General features: G+C 68.2%; 24 protein-coding genes and 1 pseudogene. 13 read left to right on the forward strand and 12 right to left on the reverse strand.

Features of this window, described 5'->3' with window-relative positions; translation table 11 throughout:
- Positions 1 to 248: 248 nt before the first annotated feature.
- Positions 249 to 965: an SDR family oxidoreductase gene (locus ACGFYQ_RS38100; RefSeq protein ID WP_393751308.1), complete on the reverse strand. Its 717-nt coding sequence runs from the start codon at positions 963 to 965 to the stop codon at positions 249 to 251.
- A 143-nt stretch (positions 966 to 1108) separates the two neighbouring features.
- Between ACGFYQ_RS38100 and ACGFYQ_RS38105 the strand changes: the two genes are divergently transcribed.
- Positions 1109 to 2056 (forward strand): AraC family transcriptional regulator, encoded by a 948-nt coding sequence (locus ACGFYQ_RS38105; RefSeq protein ID WP_393751310.1) that lies wholly within the window; start codon positions 1109 to 1111, stop codon positions 2054 to 2056.
- Positions 2057 to 2073: 17 nt separating this feature from the next.
- Here the strand turns inward: ACGFYQ_RS38105 and ACGFYQ_RS38110 are convergent, their stop codons facing one another.
- Positions 2074 to 3108 (reverse strand): ATP-dependent DNA ligase, encoded by a 1035-nt coding sequence (locus ACGFYQ_RS38110; RefSeq protein ID WP_393751312.1) that lies wholly within the window; start codon positions 3106 to 3108, stop codon positions 2074 to 2076.
- A 108-nt stretch (positions 3109 to 3216) separates the two neighbouring features.
- Positions 3217 to 3648 (reverse strand): hypothetical protein, encoded by a 432-nt coding sequence (locus ACGFYQ_RS38115; RefSeq protein WP_393751314.1) that lies wholly within the window; start codon positions 3646 to 3648, stop codon positions 3217 to 3219.
- 484 nt (positions 3649 to 4132) lie between these two features.
- On the opposite strand from ACGFYQ_RS38115, the gene ACGFYQ_RS38120 reads away from it, so the two are divergent.
- A complete protein-coding gene (locus tag ACGFYQ_RS38120) occupies positions 4133 to 4402 on the forward strand; it encodes a lamin tail domain-containing protein (RefSeq protein WP_393751316.1) in 270 nt (89 codons plus the stop codon).
- Positions 4403 to 4647: 245 nt separating this feature from the next.
- Positions 4648 to 4863 carry a hypothetical protein gene (locus ACGFYQ_RS38125; protein ID WP_393751318.1) on the forward strand — a complete coding sequence of 72 codons (216 nt, stop codon included), beginning with the start codon at positions 4648 to 4650 and terminating at the stop codon, positions 4861 to 4863.
- Positions 4864 to 5019: 156 nt separating this feature from the next.
- On the opposite strand, the gene ACGFYQ_RS38130 is transcribed toward ACGFYQ_RS38125, so the two are convergent.
- The 5 genes and pseudogenes from ACGFYQ_RS38130 to ACGFYQ_RS38150 all read right to left on the reverse strand — a co-directional run bounded on the left by ACGFYQ_RS38130 (position 5020) and on the right by ACGFYQ_RS38150 (position 10150).
- The gene (locus ACGFYQ_RS38130) at positions 5020 to 5916 is read right to left on the reverse strand and encodes a helix-turn-helix domain-containing protein (protein ID WP_393751320.1); all 897 of its coding nucleotides are present in this window, start codon (positions 5914 to 5916) and stop codon (positions 5020 to 5022) included.
- Between the two features lie 28 nt (positions 5917 to 5944).
- On the reverse strand, positions 5945 to 6865 hold the full coding sequence (locus ACGFYQ_RS38135) for a hypothetical protein (RefSeq protein WP_393751322.1): 921 nt from the start codon (positions 6863 to 6865) through the stop codon (positions 5945 to 5947).
- 11 nt (positions 6866 to 6876) lie between these two features.
- Entirely contained in the window at positions 6877 to 8535 is a 1659-nt protein-coding gene (locus ACGFYQ_RS38140) for a hypothetical protein (protein WP_393751324.1), read from the reverse strand.
- A 111-nt stretch (positions 8536 to 8646) separates the two neighbouring features.
- Positions 8647 to 9086: pseudogene (locus ACGFYQ_RS38145) on the reverse strand (transposase).
- Positions 9087 to 9940: 854 nt separating this feature from the next.
- Positions 9941 to 10150 carry an ATP-binding protein gene (locus ACGFYQ_RS38150; protein ID WP_393751326.1) on the reverse strand — a complete coding sequence of 70 codons (210 nt, stop codon included), beginning with the start codon at positions 10148 to 10150 and terminating at the stop codon, positions 9941 to 9943.
- A 100-nt stretch (positions 10151 to 10250) separates the two neighbouring features.
- On the opposite strand from ACGFYQ_RS38150, the gene ACGFYQ_RS38155 reads away from it, so the two are divergent.
- The 4 genes from ACGFYQ_RS38155 (at position 10251) to ACGFYQ_RS38170 (ending at position 13280) form a co-directional block, all read left to right on the forward strand.
- On the forward strand, positions 10251 to 10625 hold the full coding sequence (locus ACGFYQ_RS38155) for a hypothetical protein (protein WP_393751328.1): 375 nt from the start codon (positions 10251 to 10253) through the stop codon (positions 10623 to 10625).
- Positions 10626 to 10668: 43 nt separating this feature from the next.
- Complete coding sequence (locus ACGFYQ_RS38160) at positions 10669 to 11313, forward strand: tyrosine-type recombinase/integrase (RefSeq protein WP_393751330.1); 645 nt, start codon at positions 10669 to 10671, stop codon at positions 11311 to 11313.
- Positions 11310 to 11624 (forward strand): helix-turn-helix domain-containing protein, encoded by a 315-nt coding sequence (locus ACGFYQ_RS38165; protein WP_393751332.1) that lies wholly within the window; start codon positions 11310 to 11312, stop codon positions 11622 to 11624. Before ACGFYQ_RS38160 ends, ACGFYQ_RS38165 begins: the two co-directional genes overlap by 4 nt.
- Before the next feature lie 723 nt (positions 11625 to 12347).
- Entirely contained in the window at positions 12348 to 13280 is a 933-nt protein-coding gene (locus tag ACGFYQ_RS38170; protein WP_393751334.1) for a tyrosine-type recombinase/integrase, read from the forward strand.
- Between the two features lie 7 nt (positions 13281 to 13287).
- Here ACGFYQ_RS38170 and ACGFYQ_RS38175 read toward each other — a convergent pair whose 3' ends face one another.
- From ACGFYQ_RS38175 to ACGFYQ_RS38190, 4 genes are all read right to left on the reverse strand, one after another.
- Positions 13288 to 13683 carry a hypothetical protein gene (locus ACGFYQ_RS38175; protein ID WP_393751336.1) on the reverse strand — a complete coding sequence of 132 codons (396 nt, stop codon included), beginning with the start codon at positions 13681 to 13683 and terminating at the stop codon, positions 13288 to 13290.
- Between the two features lie 7 nt (positions 13684 to 13690).
- The gene (locus tag ACGFYQ_RS38180; RefSeq protein WP_393751338.1) at positions 13691 to 14479 is read right to left on the reverse strand and encodes an ATP-binding protein; all 789 of its coding nucleotides are present in this window, start codon (positions 14477 to 14479) and stop codon (positions 13691 to 13693) included.
- A gap of 84 nt (positions 14480 to 14563) precedes the next feature.
- Complete coding sequence (locus ACGFYQ_RS38185; protein WP_393751340.1) at positions 14564 to 14875, reverse strand: DUF6223 family protein; 312 nt, start codon at positions 14873 to 14875, stop codon at positions 14564 to 14566.
- A 29-nt stretch (positions 14876 to 14904) separates the two neighbouring features.
- The gene (locus ACGFYQ_RS38190; RefSeq protein WP_393751342.1) at positions 14905 to 15198 is read right to left on the reverse strand and encodes a hypothetical protein; all 294 of its coding nucleotides are present in this window, start codon (positions 15196 to 15198) and stop codon (positions 14905 to 14907) included.
- A gap of 416 nt (positions 15199 to 15614) precedes the next feature.
- On the opposite strand from ACGFYQ_RS38190, the gene ACGFYQ_RS38195 reads away from it, so the two are divergent.
- From ACGFYQ_RS38195 to ACGFYQ_RS38220, 6 genes are all read left to right on the forward strand, one after another.
- Positions 15615 to 16043, forward strand: coding sequence for a hypothetical protein (locus ACGFYQ_RS38195; protein WP_393751344.1), 429 nt, complete (start codon positions 15615 to 15617; stop codon positions 16041 to 16043).
- Between the two features lie 94 nt (positions 16044 to 16137).
- Positions 16138 to 16692, forward strand: a complete 555-nt coding sequence (locus ACGFYQ_RS38200) for a hypothetical protein (protein ID WP_393751346.1) — start codon at positions 16138 to 16140, stop codon at positions 16690 to 16692.
- A 144-nt stretch (positions 16693 to 16836) separates the two neighbouring features.
- On the forward strand, positions 16837 to 17094 hold the full coding sequence (locus ACGFYQ_RS38205) for a type II toxin-antitoxin system Phd/YefM family antitoxin (protein WP_393751348.1): 258 nt from the start codon (positions 16837 to 16839) through the stop codon (positions 17092 to 17094).
- Positions 17091 to 17342, forward strand: a complete 252-nt coding sequence (locus ACGFYQ_RS38210) for a type II toxin-antitoxin system RelE/ParE family toxin (protein ID WP_393751350.1) — start codon at positions 17091 to 17093, stop codon at positions 17340 to 17342. Before ACGFYQ_RS38205 ends, ACGFYQ_RS38210 begins: the two co-directional genes overlap by 4 nt.
- A 272-nt stretch (positions 17343 to 17614) precedes the next feature.
- Positions 17615 to 17737 (forward strand): hypothetical protein, encoded by a 123-nt coding sequence (locus ACGFYQ_RS38215; protein WP_393751352.1) that lies wholly within the window; start codon positions 17615 to 17617, stop codon positions 17735 to 17737.
- 229 nt (positions 17738 to 17966) lie between these two features.
- Positions 17967 to 18428 (forward strand): hypothetical protein, encoded by a 462-nt coding sequence (locus ACGFYQ_RS38220; RefSeq protein ID WP_393751354.1) that lies wholly within the window; start codon positions 17967 to 17969, stop codon positions 18426 to 18428.
- Positions 18429 to 18687: the final 259 nt, after the last annotated feature.

The following is an 18687-nucleotide window of genomic DNA, read 5'->3' on the forward strand; positions in this document are numbered from 1 at the left end:
CCGAAGCTTGGTGGCTTCTGCGCCAGTTCGACCAGTGCAGGAGTGCGTTCAGGGCTGTGATCGGCGGGCTGAACAGTGCGCCGATCAGACGGCGGATCTCCGGGACGGTCAGGTCGACCAGTCTCCGCTTCGGGCCGGGCGGCTCGCATCCGCACGTCTGGTCGGCCTCGCGTCGTCGACTGCCGCGGCAAGGAACACGTCGCGTCGGTGCGGCGTTGCTCCGTTGGCTGTTATGTGTGGCGCCTATGTCACACCAGTGCCGCGCCGCCGTCTATCGCGAGCGTCGTGCCGGTGACGTAGGCGTTGGCCAAGACGAAGAGATAGGCCGCCGCGGCTTCCTCGGCAGTGCCGACACGCCGCGTGAGCAGCTCGGACCCGGCACCCTGGAGGAAAGCCTCCGGGTCCGGGACACTGCCGTCCCACAGCTCGGTACGGATCACACCGGGCTGGATCACGTTGACGCGCAGAGGGGCGAGTTCGACGGCGAGTGCCCGGGACAGGGCCTCGATGCCGCCGGTGATACCTGCCGCGAGCGCGGTTCCGGACAGGGGGCGGATCGCCAGGACGCCGGAGCTGAAAGTGATCGAGCCGCCGTCGCGCAGTCGCGGTGCAGCGTACTTGGCGGAGAGGAACGCGCCCCAGAACCGGCGCTCGAAGACGGCCCTGGCCTCCTGCGGGGTGGTGTCGACCAACGGCTTGATCAGCAGAGATTCGCCCGCGGTGTAGACGAGGTGGTCGAACTCCCCGACCTGCTCGAAGAACGCGGCGATGGCGTTGCCGTCGGCGACGTCCAGGCGGCGGCCTTCGGCCGGCTCGCCCAACCGCTTCGTCGCGGCATCCACGCGGTCCTGATTGCTAGAGGCGACCACGACGTCCGCGCCAGCCGCCGCGGCCTGTTGGGCTACCGCGAAGCCGATGCCGGAGGTTCCACCGATGATCACGATCTTCTTGCCGGCCAGAGACATGGGATCCATTCCTTCGTCGATGCAGTGCCGGGGTTCGGCAACCGCCATGGCAAGAACTTACGCCTCCACATCGAGACGATGAATGCCTTAAGATCTCGATTCCCTGTCATATCGTCTCGCTATACAGACACTAGAGTGGTGCTATGGACATCCTGAGCGACACCCTCGAAGTCCTGCGCACGGGACGCCCGATGGTGACTCGCACCAACGCGCACGCCCCGTGGGCCCTGAAGTTCCAACCCATCTCAGGAGCCGGATTCCACGTGGTCATGGAAGGGCACTGCCACCTGCTGCCACCGCACGGCCAACCGCTCGCGCTCGGACCCGGCGACATCGTGTTCCTGCAGCGCGGCAGCGGACACACCCTGTGCGACGTGCCGGACCGCGATCCGGTGGACTTCGTACCGGACCGCGTGGACCGTTCCTCGCCGATCGGCCAGGTCACCGTGGACGGACCAGGGCCGCACACGGTGCTGGTGTGCGGCGCGTACGCGATCGACGTTGATCGCCCGCATCCGCTGTTCAGCGATCTACCGGAGGTCATCCACCTCCCCGCGGTTCCCGGCCGCCACCCGGTGCTGCGCTCGGCGGTCGATCAGCTGTGCGCCGAGTTCCACGCGCCGCAGCCGGGCTCGGACGCGGTCGTCACGGCGCTCATCGATCTGCTGCTGCTGTACATCCTCCGGTCGTGGTACGCCGAACTGCCGAAGGAGCGGACCCGGGGTTGGGCGGCCGCGCTGACCGACCCGGCAGTCGCCCCGGCCCTCAAGGCGATCCACGACGATCCCGGCCATCCCTGGACCGTGGAGTCTCTGGGCACCCGCGCCGGGCTGTCCCGCGCGGCGTTCGCCCGCCGCTTCGCCTCGGTGGTCGGCGAGCCGCCGTTGACCTACCTGACCAACTGGCGGATGGCCACAGCGGCGCGGTTGCTGCACCAAACGCCGACCCCGCTGAGCACAATCGCACAGCACACGGGGTACACGTCGGAGTTCGCCTTCGCCAAAGCTTTCAAACGACACTTCGGGTCGCCGCCGGGGGCCTACCGCAAGCAGGTCAAGACGGCAGGCGACGAACCAGGCGGATACAACTGACGGTGAGGGCCAGGACATCACCGCAGCGGATTGGGAAGCGGCGGTCGCTGCCGATCCCGGCCTCGCGGTGGCCCCGATGTGGTGGAGCGCCGGGCGGATCGTGTCCAAGAACCCAGCGATGCGGTGATCGCGACGATGCGCGGTGGCGGAGGTTCTGGAGGCGAAGGTCCAGGTTGACGACGGCGATTACTACGACGCCTGATGCGTGCGGCCACCGCGAGATGATCAAGGGTTTGTATGGACTTGCGGCCGATGGGGCGGAGGTGGCCGTGTGGGTTGTGGCGGCCCAGGAGGAGGAGCTGGGGTCGGTTCAGGGTGCCGGTGATGGCGCCGATGATCGCTTCGGTGGTGTCCCGGCGTCTGAGTTTGTACCAGCCTCTGTAGCCGGTCCGGTAAGGCTGGTTCATGGCTTTCACCACGATGCCCTCGACACCGGACACATCGGTCCAGGACTCCAGCCACTCCTTCGCCTTGTCCAGGTCCGTTGTCATGGGACACAGCGTCCAAGGGGCTGACAGCCTGTGCGTGGTGAACAGGGCGTCCAGTCGGGCGCGGCGTTGCCGGTAGGGGTAGTTCAGCAGCTCGGTCATGTCCTGCTGCAGGATGTCGAAGGCGATGAAGAACGCGGGCAGGGACGCGGCGAGCGAACGCGCGCTGCGGCCGCGGGCGGCAGCGCGGCGCTGCAGTGCCTCGAACGACAGCTGGCCCGCGTGCGGGTCCCAGACGACGAGCTCCCCGTCGAGGACCAGGCCGTCCGGCAGCTGGTCGGCGGCGGCGACGAGATCGGGGAAGCGGTCCTGGACCAGCGTCCCGCGCCGGGTCTGCACCAGCAGCCGGCCGCCCGCTCCGGTGGGGGTGAACAGAAGCGCCCGGTAGTCGTCGAACTTCTGCTCAAACGCCAGCTCGCCCAGCACGCTGGGTCCTGGCACCGACTCCACGGTCTGGGCCAGCATCGGCTCCACCGGCGGTTGCAACGTCACCGCGGAACCTTCCGTACGATCGCTCCTCCCTTCCAGGGTCGCCTGCCTGCTGAACGAATGAGCGGCGATCATTGTGTCCGCCTCCGAAAGTCGACGCCGCGAGGACCGCCGACAGACGCCGGAGAGGCTGTGGCCGCTCCGGCGTCTGGCTGTTCTCTGGGGCTGCGGGGATGTCGTCGCTCACTTACCGAGCTTCGCCTTCAGGTCCTGCTTGAGCTGGTTCTTGATCACCTGCTTGTTGACCTTGCTCACGGTGCCGCCCGTGCCCGTGCCGTCACCGCCCACCGAGGTGGCGTCACCGGTGTTGATGGCGTCGGCGCTGGCGTTACCGCCGGTGGCGGCACCAGTGGTGATCGTGCACTTGCCCTTGCACTCGCCGACACCGGAGTTGGCGCTTCCGCCGGTAGCGGTACCCCCGACCGTGGTGTTCTCGGCGTTGGCGTCACCGCCGGTACCGATGCCGTCGGCGCTGTCGCTGGGGAGGAGGGAGACGGCCTGCGGGACGGCGGCCGGCGCGGCCATCGCGGTCGCCGGCAGGGCGATTCCGCCACCCACCAGCGCCAGGGAAGCACCGGCCAGAACAACACGACGAGTCGAGAGCAGCTTGCGCATGGGAATTCTCCATTCGGAATTTAAGAGGTTTGAAAACTGTCCCGAAAACTAATCTGGGATAATTTTTCGGCCTCATATTCTCCGGGAATTCCCCGGTGAGGACGTACTTCAAATAAACCCTGCCGGAGGACACACGTCACGCCACTCGAATACGTGGCTGGACAACCAGAACCGATCTTGGTACAAGCTGCTGGCCTCCGGGGCGAGCCGTGCGGCGTCCGGCCGGGGCCGTCTCTACATACCGAGAGCCGAGGGCGGGCCGCCCCCCTCCAGCCACGGGATCGTTGCGGGAGTGGCGGAGGGCGCCGGGACCCCCGATGTCCTGGAGTGACCGGGCACGGCGGCGAGCACCGGATGCGACGCCGCCGATCCACTCCTGCCAACCCTTCGCCACGGCCAGGACGGCATGCCGGACCCCCCGCCCGAGATGGGCTCGCCCTGGGGCCGGGTTGCCAGGGTCCCGCTGTCCAGGTTCCGCAGGGGGATGGAGAACACCGGCCGCCACAGCGTCGACCTGCGCGGCTTCACCCTCACCGACAAGCAGGGCAACCGCTACCGCTTCCGGGACTTCCGCCTCGACGGCCGCTCCAGCGTCAAGGTCCACACCGGCCACGGCCGCGACACCCGCCGCGACGTCTACCAGGACCGCCGCCACCAGATCTGGGACGAGCGCGACACCGCCACCCTCCGCGACAACCGCGGCAACATCATCGACACCCAGTCCTGGGGCCGCCGCGGACACCACCACCGCTAGTCCGCTTTGGCAGCCATACCCACAGGGTGCGTGAGCTGCCGCCAGTTGAACCGAACGGCGTGCCACGGCAAACCAGCTGCGGCACGCCACACCCATGCAGACCGGCACCACCACCCTCCGCACACGACCTGCCGAACCGGCCGGCCCAGGCCACGGGCGAAGGCCCGACCGCCCCCGGACGCAACGAAGCGGACTTCAGCCCGACGCGCCTGTGACGACGGCGGCTGTCAGGCGTTGTTGTCGGCATGGACGACGACATGCTGGACGCACTGCTCGACGGTGTGAACGAGACCCGGCTGAAGCTGAACAGCGAGGACGAGGCCAGGGCTTTGATGGTCCTGCTCGCGGTGCTCGACGACGACACCCAGCCCGAGAAGATCACAAGGGCCGCCGGCGAGTGCGGTTCAGGCTCGGCTCCCGCCTGGCCGCCGCCCCAGGAGTCCTACTACGCGGTCTCGTAGGAGACGGTCGCGCCGGGGCAGTCCTCCACCAGCCCAAGCAGCGCCTCGCGCTCGCGGTCGTCCGCCGCCAGACCCCAGCGGAGCTTGGTCTCCACCCAGCCCGTCCGAGCCGGCCAGCCCCGCCGTGCCCGAGCCGTCCTTGCGGAGCCACCGGCGTCAGGGCGATCCAGCCCTCGGCAGGCAGTCGAATGCCGAGGTCGCTCCCCTCACCAGGACCGGCAGGTGCTGCGCGGCCGCGGGCGGCTCGGGACTGCCTAGGTGGGCAGCTCGGCAGACCACGCACCCGGCTTCGCCGAGGATGATCTGTGCCAGCCGGAACCGGCCCCACTTCCCGCATGTCACGCAGCGAGCACCCCATGGCTGGCGGGGGCCGGGAAACTTCTCGGTCGGCGCGAACCCGGCCTTCCTGATCAGGCGCCTTGCCGCCTCGTCGCTGCGGGGACCGGCCAGGAACGTGTCCACCTCCCGTGCGCGTGCCTGCTCATCGCGTCTGCGCCGGTCCCGTTCGTTCTCCGCGGTGGCGCGCACCCGCTTCCATGCCTCCATCCATGCCGGGCGTTTGTGCGGGGCGAGGTCGCAAGCGACGAGGTAGGCCTCCATCCGCTCCCGGGTCTGGGGAATGAGCCTGCGGCGGATGATCCGGTGCAGTGTGGAGCGTGAGAAGCGCTGTATGCCCGGGGCCAGCTCCGTACGGCGCTGCATCACTCGGAGCGAGGGGGCGCCGACACGGTCGTGGAGGCCGGCGAGGACCGCACCGAGGTCGGCCTCGTCCCGGGCCATGTTCAGACGCGGAGCGTCGGAGGAGTGCGCACCGCTGGTATGGCGCACCTTCTCCTTCTGGGCCTGGTGCCACAGGCCCATGACCAGTCCCGGGTTGACATTGCAGCCGATCGCGTAGGCGCGCACCACCTCCGGGGGCGGCACGCGTTCGCCGGAGGCCGCGCGCTGGAGGGTGGCGCGGCTGTATCCGGCGCGGCGGGCGAGCTGGTCATAGGTGAGGCCCGCGTTCGAGCGGACGGTGCGCAGGCTCTGGGCGAGGCGTCCCACCGCCATGTCGGGGTGGGGGATTTTGTTTTCGGCGTTAGCTGACGCATGTCGGCGGCTGCCGCATTTCGGCGCCTGGAACGGACAGGCAGTAGTAGTCCTCACCCCACTCGGGCTCCACGCTGATGATGCGGAACACGTCTTGGGGGATGGTGAAGACCGCGATTCGTGATTCTGGCATGACAACTTCACCTACCGGACGCTCCAGCACCGCGAGTTCGTCTCCCGTGTCTTCCTGGTCGTTCTGTACTCGGTAGAGCCCGATCGGGACGCGAGTGCCGGGCGGATATCCGTAGACGGCGATCTGGTGGCGCTTCCACTCTGCCTCGGTAGCGCCGGCCCCCTCTTCCCAGCTCAGTGGTACCTCGTTTGCAGTACGTAGATCACCCGAGCTTGCTGCCAGACGGAGTCGACCGTCCAGGGCGATGGCCTCGCGAGCCGGTTCGGGCGGGAAGAACCACAGAAATCCGCTCTGCAGCACGCCGTCGCCGAGGTCTTGGACCTCGATCGGCCGTCCGTTGAAGAGGTCGCCACCTCCTCCATCGGTGCTGAACTCGCTTACGGGCCTGATGGGAGTGGTGTAGGCCCGACTTCCCGCTGTCACCGTGACCGTGATCGGCTTGTTCTTCGGAAACCCGTACAGACACAGAAGCGATTCTGTGTTCAGGATTGCCCGCACGTTCTCATCCTCGCTCGACGTCAACCAGACTAGTGGACGGTCGGTCGGACGATCCTTCAGGTCCTCGCTGCAGCCAAACCGAGTCCCGCCGGTCCCCCCGAGGTCAAACTGCTGGGACAGCAGGAAATCCGGGGCGCCATGGCTCGATGGTGTTGGCCGTGTGGCAGTCGCGTTGCCGCGTTTCGTAAGCGATGGCGTTGAGGGTTCGTGCTCCGCCGTGCAGCTGGTGATGGCGATCACGCACAGCCCGGCCAGCCACCACGACAGACGTCTGTTCACCCTTCGTCCTCTCATGGGTCTTGCCCTCGTTGGGCCTCGCAGGTCTGCTCGGCCTGAAGCAGTTCCGTCGCGAAGGCCTGCTCGTATTGGTGGCGGAGCTCCTTGCTCGCCCGGCCTGCCTGTTCTGCTGCAGCAAGCTGGTGCAACGCGTCCTGCTGGGCTGCACGGCCGCCTGCCAGATCGCAGCGGTCCAGGCTCCAGGCGGCCAGAAGGCCGTGCCAGATGGCCCGTCGGACCGGGTCCTGTTCGTGCGCGATGGCCTCGTGAATGTGGCCGACGGCGGCCTCGATATCACCACGGCTCGCGGCCTGGACGGCGACGATGGACTCCGCGAACGCGAGGAGGTCAGCGGTACCGGTGACGTCCTGGGCGGCTCGGACTGTCGCTACGACCCGCTCCACCGTGCCGTCATCCTTCACCAACCCGGCCGTGATTCTGCACTGCTCAACCTGCGCCAGGTACACCGTGGCCGTGAGCCGTCCGCGTTCGGTGATGTCCCGGTCCTCGGCGAAGGCGCGCATCGCCTGCGACACCTGAGCGAGATCCCGTGCGTGGACGGTCCCTGGCTTGCAGTTGTGCGCCGGGCCCAAAGCACGGCGGTAGGTGTTGCCCTGCAGGCTGAGGGCAGAGCGCCACCCCGCAGGCGAGTCCTTGTCGACAGCGAGGTAGTCGGCTCGGGCTGCCTCCAGCAGCTTCTGGCGGCTGGAGCTGGTCTGGCCGGTCGCCTGGTCTTGGAGGGCATGGCCGTGGAACAGCCGGACCAGATCAAGCGGCACGAAGCCGTCCCTGCTGGCCTGTCGCTTCAGATCGAGCAGGCCGTCGAGGATCCGGGCGGCCTCTTTGGGACTGCCGTTGCGCCAGGTGTCCAAGGCGTCGACGAACTCTGCGAGGGTGCCGAGTCGGCGCGTCAGCTCCGCGCTCAGCTGGGAGCGGCCTCGTGCCGACTCCCAGCCGCGGGCGACGAGGATTGGTCCGCTGAGGAACCAGCCGGCGAGCTCGGGCGAGTCCGGGACCTGATCGGCCCTGACATAGACGGCTGGCCGCAGTGAAGTCTGGCCGGCCGGGTCCATACTCACTAGGCCGCCAACGACGATCTCGGCGTTGGTCTCGTCAGCGAACCTGGCAGTCTTCCGCTCCAGCCCGCCCCCGTGGGTTCCCTGGAGTTCGGCTAGCGGGAACGACACCTCGCCGGCGTAGCTGCGGACGCTGGTCGCGGTGGGGATACGGCCCGCCATGTCGTGGGCGAAGGTGTCCGCAAGATCGATCAGGACCCGCTTGTCCCGGCGCCCCTCGTGTTGGGTAAATCCGACCACGGCCACGTCACGCGCCCCGCTCATCCGGGTGAGTGGGGGCGGCGGGGGACGGAATGCGAAGAGCACGCTCACGCTGCCGAGGAAGAGGACCGCGGCCGTCGCCCACACCAGGATCTGGGACCGGCGGGAACGCTGTCCGAACTTCTCCCCCACCACGGCACGGACTGCCAGCACATACCCGGCGAGCGCGGCAAGAATCGCAAGGACGAGCGGCACCGGCGAAAGAGCGGAACCAGCCTTCTCCACCACGAGCAGCGCACAGGGAACACACGCCGCGAAGACACCGAGCAGCGACCACAGCCACACGGAGCCACGACTGTCACCATCCGACGATTCGTCCTGCGAGTGGGCTGGCATACGCGTCCTAACCCTGACGGCACCGGCGCAATTGCGTGCCGACCAGCACAGTAGGACCCAGCAAACGGTCCCAGCCGTCAACGCGTCAGAGTTCCCTCAGGATTCCCCAGATCAGCGGCAGTGAGGCTGTGACCGGCACTGCGAGTGGCTACTGAGCTTTTCAGGGGGCGGTTGGGTGAGGCCGGTGACGGTGAGGCAGCCGTCTATGAGGTGGGGTCGGAGTTGGATTCTGCGTAACTCGCGGCGGAGGACACGGTCGAGGTCGTCGGGCGTGTCGAAGGCGGTGTTGCCATTGCTCTGCGCACGAGTGACCAGACGGCCTCGACGGGGTTCAGGTCGGGCGCGTAAGGCGGGAGGCGGATGGTGGTGAGCCAGTCGTGTTCGGCCTCGTACTGTTTCAGTCCGGCGGCCAGGTGGGTGTTGAGATTGTCCCAGACCACCACGATCGGGCCGCCGAGCTGGATGTGGGCCCGGACCAGCAGGTCCCGGTAGTCCTTCCAGCAGAAGCTCTTCCGGGCGCCCTTGAGGAGGAGGTGGTTGCTGATGCGGATCTCGAATTTTCCTCACTGCGGCTCTTCGCCCCAGTTGGTTCACGGAGTGAACTAACTGGGGAATGTGGGGAGCGGAAAGCAGAAGGACCCACCGATGGCTGGGTCGGTGAGTCCTTGAGTGCGGGTGGGTCAGTGGGACGAGACGAAGCCAGCTGACTGGTCGAGGTGGAACGGTGAGCCGGGGTTCTCGGGTGTCCAGCCGGCGGTGAGAGCGGTGCGGATGCTGTCAGCGACCTGAGGGGGCAGGACCGGGCTGCCTTGCGTCCCGAACCAGTTGTTCGGGTGCGGCTGGTTGGTGGTGACCACCAGTGTGGCCGGAAGTCTCGGCGTGTCCGACTGCGTAAGTAAGGGGTGACTGGACCAGTCCCTGGTCGTAGGTCGGCCGTCCCCGGAGTCGCCACCGGTAGGTGGTGCCATCCACGGTGATGAGCCGCGATCCCTTTTTGACCAGTGCCATGTCCACATCCTTTCCGGTGTGACAGTAGTAAACAGCGGCTGATCATGTCGTGCCGATTCCCCTCGGACGGTGTCAGCTTCTGCGCATAGGGATCACGTCCCGGCTGGCTGCTGCTGGGATCGTGGGTCGTGCGGCTTCGGGAGTGGCCAGCAGGGCGACGATGGTGACGGGCTTGTCGCAGTGTGGGCAGTTCCGGACGGCCGTGGGCGCGAGTGGCGTCGGGTCTGGCGACGCTGGCGTCATCGTTTCGCCCTCAGCAGCGTCAGCGGTTTCGCCGCGTTCGCGGCGCCGGCGCCGGCCTGCCTCTGCTTTGCAGCGGGGTGTGCAGTAGGTGTGCCGGGCCGCGGCATTGGGGTTGACCTGGAATGACGTCCAGCAGATGGGGCACTCCCGGAATTCAACCAGCACGTCCGGTCACCGCCCTGCGAAGGTTGTCGGAGTGGGACTGGTGCGAGCGAAGACGGTAGGACGGGCCGTCGATGCCGACCACGGCGGCGCGGTGAAGGAGTCGGTCGAGCATCGCGGCGGCAACGGTGGCGTCGCCGAAGGCGCCGGCCCAGTCATCTGGGGCTGGCACATGTTCGTTTTCGTGGATCGCTGCTGCCACCGGCCCGTATCCATCTTCTGCTGTCCTCGTTGGTCTTCGTGGTGGTGCCCGGATTCTCCAGGTGCTGCCTTGAAGGGTCAGGTGCGAGGAAGGTGTGCCGGTGGCATCCCAGTTGAGGGTGGTCCAGGGTGGTGCTGTCCTGCTGGAATCGGTGACCGCCGATCCGTGGGAGTTTCAGGCCGACTGCGTTGAGGCGTTCGTTGCCTCATCGAGGGCCCGTGGGTTCAGCCCGGTGACGGTTGAGAACGACATCGGCCTGCTGGAACGGACGCTCACCGCGCTGGGCAGGCCCGCCTGGGATGTCACTCCCGAAGACATCGACCGTGTCGTCGGCGACCTCGCCCTTGCCGGGCGGGCCGCCTCGACCCGGCGCGAGTACGTGCAGATCTTCAAGGGCTTCCACCGGTTCCTGCAGGTCCGCAGCCGTCGAGATCGAAGCGGGGTTCGGCGTCCGCCTGGTCTGCCCAGTCGATGAGTTCAACGCGTCCCGGCATGTCGGTGATGACTCCCCGGCCCAGTTGCCGCCGCCGACCCCCGAGCGGGTCGCGGAGTTTTTCGACTTCCTCAAGGCCCGGATCGCCACCGCCCGAAAGTACGCACCCGCCGCCCGGGACTATGCGATGTTCCGGACCCTCTATCACGCCGGCCTGAGGTCCGAAGAGGTGTCGCTTCTGGACCGCCCGGACCTCCACTTCACGCGGGGACCGTTCGGGAAACTCCACGTCCGGTTCGGTAAAGGTGCCCGCACCTCCGGGCCCCGGCCGCGCTGGGTGCCGATGCTGGACGGGCTCGACCTTGTCCTGCGCTGGTTTCTCGACGACGTCCGTGGGAGGTTCCCCGACTCCCCGGTGCTGTTTGCGGACGAATCCGGCGGGAGTCTGCACCGTGGGACGATCCGCAACCGTTTGCGTTATCTGATGGAACTCGAAGGCCGTCCGGCGACCGACCGGTTCAGTCCGCATGCCCTGCGGAGGGCCTGCGCGACGCACAACTACGAGCGTGGTGTGGATTTGGTGGCTATCCAGCAGCTCCTTGGTCATTGGACGGTCAGTTCGACCATGAGATATGTCCGTCCCTCCGCGACGTTCATCGAGGATGCCTATCGCCGCGCGGTGACCACCACGCTTGGCGAACTGACCGCCGAGGGGGACAGCTCCGCATGAAGATCCGATGGCGCCTGCGGATGGCCGCAGCCCAGCGCGAGATCTGGACCGGCACCCAGCTGCAGCGGCTGCTGGCCGAACGGGCCGGCCTGCAGATGTCCTCCGCGTCGGTGTCCGCACTGTTCAGCAAGGAGCCCTCCCAGGTGAAGATGTCCACGCTGATTGCGTTGTGCACCGCGCTGGAATGCACCCCCAACGACCTGTTCGAGGTCGACACCACCCCTGTCGAACGTCCCGCGGCCCCGATGCGGCCGGTCGCCGACCTGCCGAAGGCAGTCTCCGCGCGGGGCCGTTCGATGCCGCCTCTGTGACGTGGAGAGGGCGGCATCGTGGGCGTTAAACAGAGCGACTGCACCGGCTGCGGAGCCCCGGTCGGCTTCATCGACCGGCACTACTACTGCCGCTGCACTGCCCAGCAGAAGGAGGCCGCGACCGTGGCCGCTTGTCCCCGGTGCGGCCAGCAGCGCGTCCTCCAAGCAGGCACCGGCCGGTGCATCACCTGCTCACGCGTATGCACCGTATGCGGGCACCCGGTGCGGAGTAAATCCTCGGCTCTCTGCCGCACTTGCCTGCGGGAGTCCGAACGCGACGCCGCCAAGGCCACGTGCCCTCGCTGCAAGCGGCCCGGATATCTCCGCGAGGACACCGGCTGGTGCGGGCACTGCTCGCGTCCCCGGCAGGCCAAACAGCCGCCCCGAGCCTGCGAGCAATGCGGGAGAGTACGGAAGCACGCAGGCCTGGGGCTGTGCTCGGCCTGCTGGCAGCGCCACCCCGACCGCCCCTTCGTCCGAGCCGAGAACCTCATCGCGGAACTCGACAATCCGCCCGACTGGCTGCAGGACTTCACGATAGATCTCGCCGCGAAGTACTCCGTCGGCCGGGCCTGCACGATGATCACTTCCCTCGGGCGGCTTCTTCGGGACGGCCAGCCCAACCTCCCCCAGTCCGTACTCGAACGCTCCCGCCGCCCGGGCCGCTCGATGGGCTCCCTCGCCCGTGCCTTGGAGACCTTCTTCACCAGTCGCGGTCTGGCCATGGCCACCGACCAGGCCGAGCGGCTCGCGGTCGGCCGCCGGCAACGCCGCGTCCTCGCGGTCCCCGACACCCTACGACCTTCGGTGGAGGCCTTCTCCGACTTCATGATCCGCTCGCGTCAGCGATCCCGGCGTGCGGGAACGCTGCCCCGCACCGATGCCACCATCGAAGCCGCACTGGCCATCGTGCGTGACCTCGCCCTGTTCCTCGCCGGTGAGCGCGGCAAGCGGGACTGGGCGCTGACCGATGTGCACGATCTCGAAGCTTTCCTGGCCGGCTCGCCCAAGGCCCGAAAGCGTCGACTGGTCGTGCTCGGACAGTTCTTCCGCTTCGCGCGGTCCCAGAAGATCGTCCTCATCGATCCCGCCCGCGGTCTGACCGCCCGAGGACCAAGCGGCTTCACTGGCGCGACGCTGACGCTTGACCAGCAACGTGTGCTGTTCCGCCGCTGGACAATGGATCCGGCTGTCCACCCACACGAAGCGCTGCTGGGCATGCTCGCCCTGTTGCACGGCGCTTCAAGCCGCGAGGTCAAGATGCTGCAGTCCGGTGACCTCGACTTTCGTGCCCGGACTGTCCGGCTCGGAGACCGCCCGCATCCGATTCCTTTGGATCCGCCGTCTTGGGCGGCAGTGGAAAGCTGCCTGGCCCACCGTGAAGACCAGCGGACGGATAACCCGCATGTGATGGTCACCCGCCAGACGAAGTCCGGCCGGGGCCCGGCGTCCACCGCCTATGTCAGTCACGTCCTCGACGCCTGCGGCTTCCCGCCCCGCGTGATCCGTTGCACTCGACTGCTCGACCTGGTCAACACCATGGACCCCAAGCTCGTTGCCGCCGCGTTCGGCATGGATCCCGAGGCCACCATGATCTATCTGTCCGACCGCATTGATGAGACCCGCTTGGCGGAGTGGGCGACGACCAAAGACTGACGTCTGGTCAGAGTTCGTACGGGTAGAGAGCGATCTTCTCGCGCTCGATGTAGAGCTCGACCCACGTGCCGTCAACGCCTTCGGGCAGCGGGTCAGCAAGGTCCAGCAAAATCTGCGTGCCATCGAAGTCCAGCACGGCGGCGCCGTCCACTGTGACGTTCAGCCGGCCGCGCAGGACAACGCAGTGCCCGCCGGGTCGAACTCCCGGTCCGACGCCGACGGCCGGTTTCGCGTTCCGCCCCCAGGCGATGTCCTCGTCGACCGTCCACTCGACGTGGTACTTGCCCGGCTCCGCGGCTTGGTCGCCGCACCAGCGGACCATGGTCCCTCCAAACGGGGTCCGGATCTGGGCCAGCCAGGGGCTCCAGGGGTACTTTGCGACCTTCACCAGTTCGACCAGCATCGTTCGATCATGCAGCATCCGAGTTGCTGCCGGAACTCGTGAAGTTTCGGCGCCGCCTGGCACAGGTTCGCCGGAACATGTGCGCTTTGGCAATACCGACATTGGTCGTGAGGATCGTGCTCGACTTCAGATACCTCTGGTTGATCACCTGGAAGAGGGCTGAAGCACCGTCGCCCGGCAGCGGGAGGTATCCGAGCTCGTCGATCACGAGCAGGCGGGGGCCGGCGAAGAACCGCATGATGCTCGACCAGCGGCCTTCGAGGGCGGCCTTGTGGCACTTGGCCGCGAGTTCGGCGGCGGTGGTGAAGTAGACGCGGTGGCCGGCATCGACCGCAGAGCGGGCGAGTGCGACGGCCAGCATCGTCTTGCCGACGCCGGGCGGGCCGACCAGCAGGACGTTGGAGGCGTTGTCGAGGAACCTCAGGGTGGCCAGATCGCGGATGAGTTTCTCGTCGACGCCGGGCTGGGCGGCGAAGTCGAAATCGTTCAAAGTCCATGGTTCTGGCAGGCAGGCGAACCGCAGCCGGGAGGACAGCTTGCGGGCCTCAGTCGCCTCGACTTCGATCTCGAGGAGTTTCTCCAGGGCCGTGGTGAGAGTCATCCGCTCGGCCCGGGCCTGGTCCAGGACACGGGGCAGAGCTTCGGCGGCATCGTTGAGTTTCAGATAGGACAGGTGTCGCGTACGGACTCGGCTGCGTCGGCGTACCGGCGCAGCCGGGGGCCGGTGGTGTCGCCGGGGAGCGGCTCGCCGACGTCTGTCCCGTTGTCGGCCGGGGTTCGCGGTGCTGCTCGTCAACGCACTGTGAGTGCTCTGACCAGGGCTGCGGCGGGGGTGGCCCGCCGAGTACAGCTGGGGCCTTGCCGAGGATTCGCGAGGAGATCAGCGAGTTCGGCGGGAACGGGAGCGGGCCGGCCAGCCGAGGGTGACGGCGATCAGGCCCAGGAGCATGGCGAAGTAGGCGCCGCCGAGCCCGTTGCCGGTGCCGAGACCGCCTTCGGCGGTGGCCGCGGCCGTCCCGCCGACGGCCATGGCGATCAGACCCGCCGCGAGAGCCGTGACGGCTCCGTTCCGCCGGGCCCAGGTGACGACGTGTCCCTGCCTGGTGGGGCGGGCCAGGGCCAGGCCGCCGCCCACCGCGCCGAGGAGGCCGACCAGTGCCGACAGCAAGGCCCCGACCCGGCCGACGCTCACTTCGTGGCAGCTTCGGGAGAACAGGGCCGTCACCGCCGGCGCAGCCCGAACGGGGTCTTCGTACCGGCGAGGTGGCCGCCCTCGCCGAGCTGGCGCATCACGGTGTTCAGCAGGGACAGCGTCGCGTCCTCGGGCCACAGGGAGGGCTCGCGCCAGAATGTCCGCCAGCTCGGCCCGTGCCCGTGGCCGTCGTGATACCCGTCGATCCACCCGAGGGCCCGCTCGCGCCACGCCGGGTCGCCGGTGAGCTGCTCGTCCTTGCCGATCGCCGGAAACGACCGCAGAGCCTCCAACTCCTCGTCGGAAAACACCCTCGTGGCCATCTGCCCGCCCATCCCGTCGCCGGACTCACCCAGTCAGCCCAACGAGCCGACCGACACCACGGCAACGGGCCAGGTCACGTGCTACTCCGTTGTTTTTTCGGCGAGTACTACTGAGACCCCGAGTGGCTCTGTGCGGCTCGCGGATCATGAACCGCACTCCCCGGCGCATCTCCGGAGATCGGCGCTCCTGAACCCCTTCACGCCCCGCCTCGGGGCTGTTCCGTGGCGGTCTGACCCCGTCCGGGAGCGAATCAGCCCTGATCGGAGGGTCTTTCGTGCAGATCATCCGCATATGCGATATGCGCCTTGGGGACCGTAGCCCGCTGCGGCCTGCCCGCTCCCCCGAACGGACGCCATCCGGAGCGACCATAAAGCTGCTGGCTCGTTGCCGGGCTATGACGGAGTTCAAGGAGTGGATGGCTCAGGTCGCGGCGGAGCCCGGCCCGGGCGAGGAACGCCTGGCGCAGCTGTACGGCGGTGACGGGATCGACGATCTGACCGAGGCCGAAGCGCAGGCGTGGGTGTTGAAGGTCATGGTCAATTACCACCGCGAGCCCATCGGCTGGCAGGCCGAGGTCCTCGTCGGGCGCACCGGACCAGAGTGCACTGGGCCTGTCATCGTCCCGGCCGGCGGCCGGTTCCCACAGACGGTCACCGCCGTCATGGATCAGGCGCAGGACCTCGCCAACACCACGCGCAGGCCGGTGCGGGTCATCCACGGCGTCAACGGCAAGCCGGACCGGTTCATGCCCACCCTGGCGAAGTTCGCGCCCGACATGACCGCCATCACCTCACCGATGTGGGCCGCGATCCCCGAGCCCTTGGTGGACGCCGTCTCCTCCTGAGGTGCCCAGACCTGTTAGGTCCAACAGATCCAACCTGCCCTGAGCTGCTTCTCTCCGGTGTCCCATGGCGGGCCGAACGAACGGAACCGGAACCATGCCCGACTCCTTCGACCGCGCGGCCGCCGTCCTCGGGCGGCACAGCGACGGCATCCGCTGGCCCTACGGACTGGAGACGCCGGGGTATATGGAGCGGCGCAGGGACCCCGAGGGCTTCGAGCGGCGCGTGGCCGAGACCCGGGCCCGGCAGGAGGGCATGGTGGCGTGGGCGGAGCGGTACGGGCTGCGGCTCAGCCCGGCCGGCTGCTGCCCGCTGTGGCTGGTGCGCGAGGCCAGCCAGCGCTGCCGCCCCCGCATGGGCCACGGCGACCCCTGCAAGCGATACGGCTCGTCGGGCTCGGACCGGGGCTGGATGGACCACAGCGTGACCTGGTTGAAGGACTCCCGCCCGGCGGCCATCACCTCCGCCCCGTACAACATCTGTCCGCAGGACGAGGAGCGCCTGGCCCACTGGCAACGCACCGACCCGCGGCTACGGGTAGCGCGGGGAACGGGCTGGTACGGCTACGACACAACGCAGATCATCCTCTGGCGCAGCGACCGCATCGACGCCATGGCCCCCGCCGCGACGCCCGAGCCCGCCCCAGCCTGAGCGGGCGCCCTGCCGACATCAGCCCTGTTGAGTCCAACAGGGCTGACCGCCTCAGGCCTCGTCGTCCGGGGTGCGGCGGACGTATCCGGATCCTTCTCGCGCGACCCTCCTGACAGAAGGTGCGGGAAGTGTACAGTTCTGCACATGAGTGACACTCTGCCGATCACAGAAGCGCGCGCCAAGTTCGGGTCGCTCGTGCGCCGCGCGTCCCACGCCCGCGAACGCATCACCATCACCGACCACGGCGAGCCGGCGGCCGTGCTCATCAACCCCCAGGAGCTCGCCGACCTGGAGGACGCCCTGGCCCTCGCCCTCTACCGCGGCCGCCAAAGCGCCGGTACAGCCACGGCCGGCGTCCCGCATGACGACGTCCGCGCCCGGCTCGGACTGGAGCGCGGGTGACGTACGCGATCACCTGGGACGAGGCCGCGATCGACGCGGCCGCGCGGTTCCTCAAGGACGAGCCGGACGGGCTGCGGCAGCTGATGGACGCAGTCGACCTGCTCGGCGAGCAGCCCCGGCCCGAGGGGAGCGCCGAGTACGGCTCTCCTGATCTGCGCCGGATGGATGTCGGGCGCTACCGGGTCCTGTACGAGATCACCGAGACCACCGTCACCATCGTGGTCATCCACGTCGGCCGCCTCGGCTGACGGCCCGTACTCGGCGGAAGGGCCGGACCGATCAGGTCCGGCCCTTCGGCATTCCCAGGATCAGTCCCCTTGGGCCTCGGGCTGGGGCCGCCGCAGATGGGTTCGCCGGGGGCATAGGACCGCCCCCCGGCCTGCGTGGATGATCGGAGGCGTTGGGTCCAACAGGTCTAAAGGGGTGTGAGGTGTAGTGCCCGGTCTCGCCGTGGCGGCCCGTCCCGGTCGCGTGGCGGCCTCCGCGCCCGCTCGACGTCCTGCGGGCCCTGTCCGGGGTGATGGCGGCCTCGCTCGGCCTGGGCTACATGCCCGAGGGGGTGCCGACCACGGCGGGCTTCGCCGTGGTCTGCGCGCACGGCCTCGTCGAGCTCGTGTCCGGGTGCGTGCGTCGGACCGGCTGACGCCCCCTCGGCCGTACACGTCTCGGTCACCGCAACGTCAGCCGGGATTGGCCCCGTTGGTTCTAACGAGGCCAACCCCGGCTGGCAGGTGCTTCGGTGGCGCTGGCTCAGGTGAGGCCAGCGGAGGCGTTGTCGTCCCAGCCGTCTTCGCGCTGCATATAGCCGAGCATCGAGCGGGAGTCGCCGTGATCTGATCGCGCTGCGTCGTACGGACGCGCACCGGCTGGGGATGGCGGTGCAGATCTGCACGGTCCGCTACGTCGGCCGGTTTCTGGGTGAGGACCCGCTCGCGGTGCCGCGGCCGAACAGGCGCTCGATTCCCGCGCCGACGCGTCGGATTCCCATCTCGCCGACCTCGCCGAACGCCTCGCCCTCACCCTCGCCACCCTCACCGCCGAGGACGCCGCGCTTCCCGAACCCCTCCCGGCCGCCTCCTCCTGAGGCCGGCCAGGCAGAGCGACGACCAGGCGGAGGTCCACCGGACCGCCTGAGCAACCTCGGAAGCGGAGCCCGGAGAAGGTCCGGTGCGCCGGACGGCCTCCGGGCTCTACCTTCGGTGCATGGCCTACAAGTGAGCGTCGCCCGGCTGCACGCGACGCACATCAGTGCTCCGGTCGGAAAAGCGCGGCGATGGCAGCGGCCGCTGACAAGAGGAGAATCCCGACCACAAGGACTTGAGTCTTCTCCGTGAGCGACAACCGCTTCCACCAAGTCCCGCGCGGCACTTCACTCTCGACAAGGAGAAGCGGCCTTTTGGAAAGCCGTCGAGCCCACCACCAAGTAGCCAGCACTCCGGCAAGACCGAAGCAGACCCCGGCCAACACCTGAGGTGGTGGCTCCGGATTACCCAAGCGCCCTAGGGCCTGTGTGATGTCGTGATCAGTTCCGGGATTCTGTCCTCTTCGCGGGGTGGAACCCGGTAGGACTGTGGTCGTGACACGCAGGCAACT

Origin of the sequence: Streptomyces sp. NPDC048258 (assembly GCF_043201995.1) — a bacterium.
GTDB lineage: Bacteria > Actinomycetota > Actinomycetes > Streptomycetales > Streptomycetaceae > Streptomyces.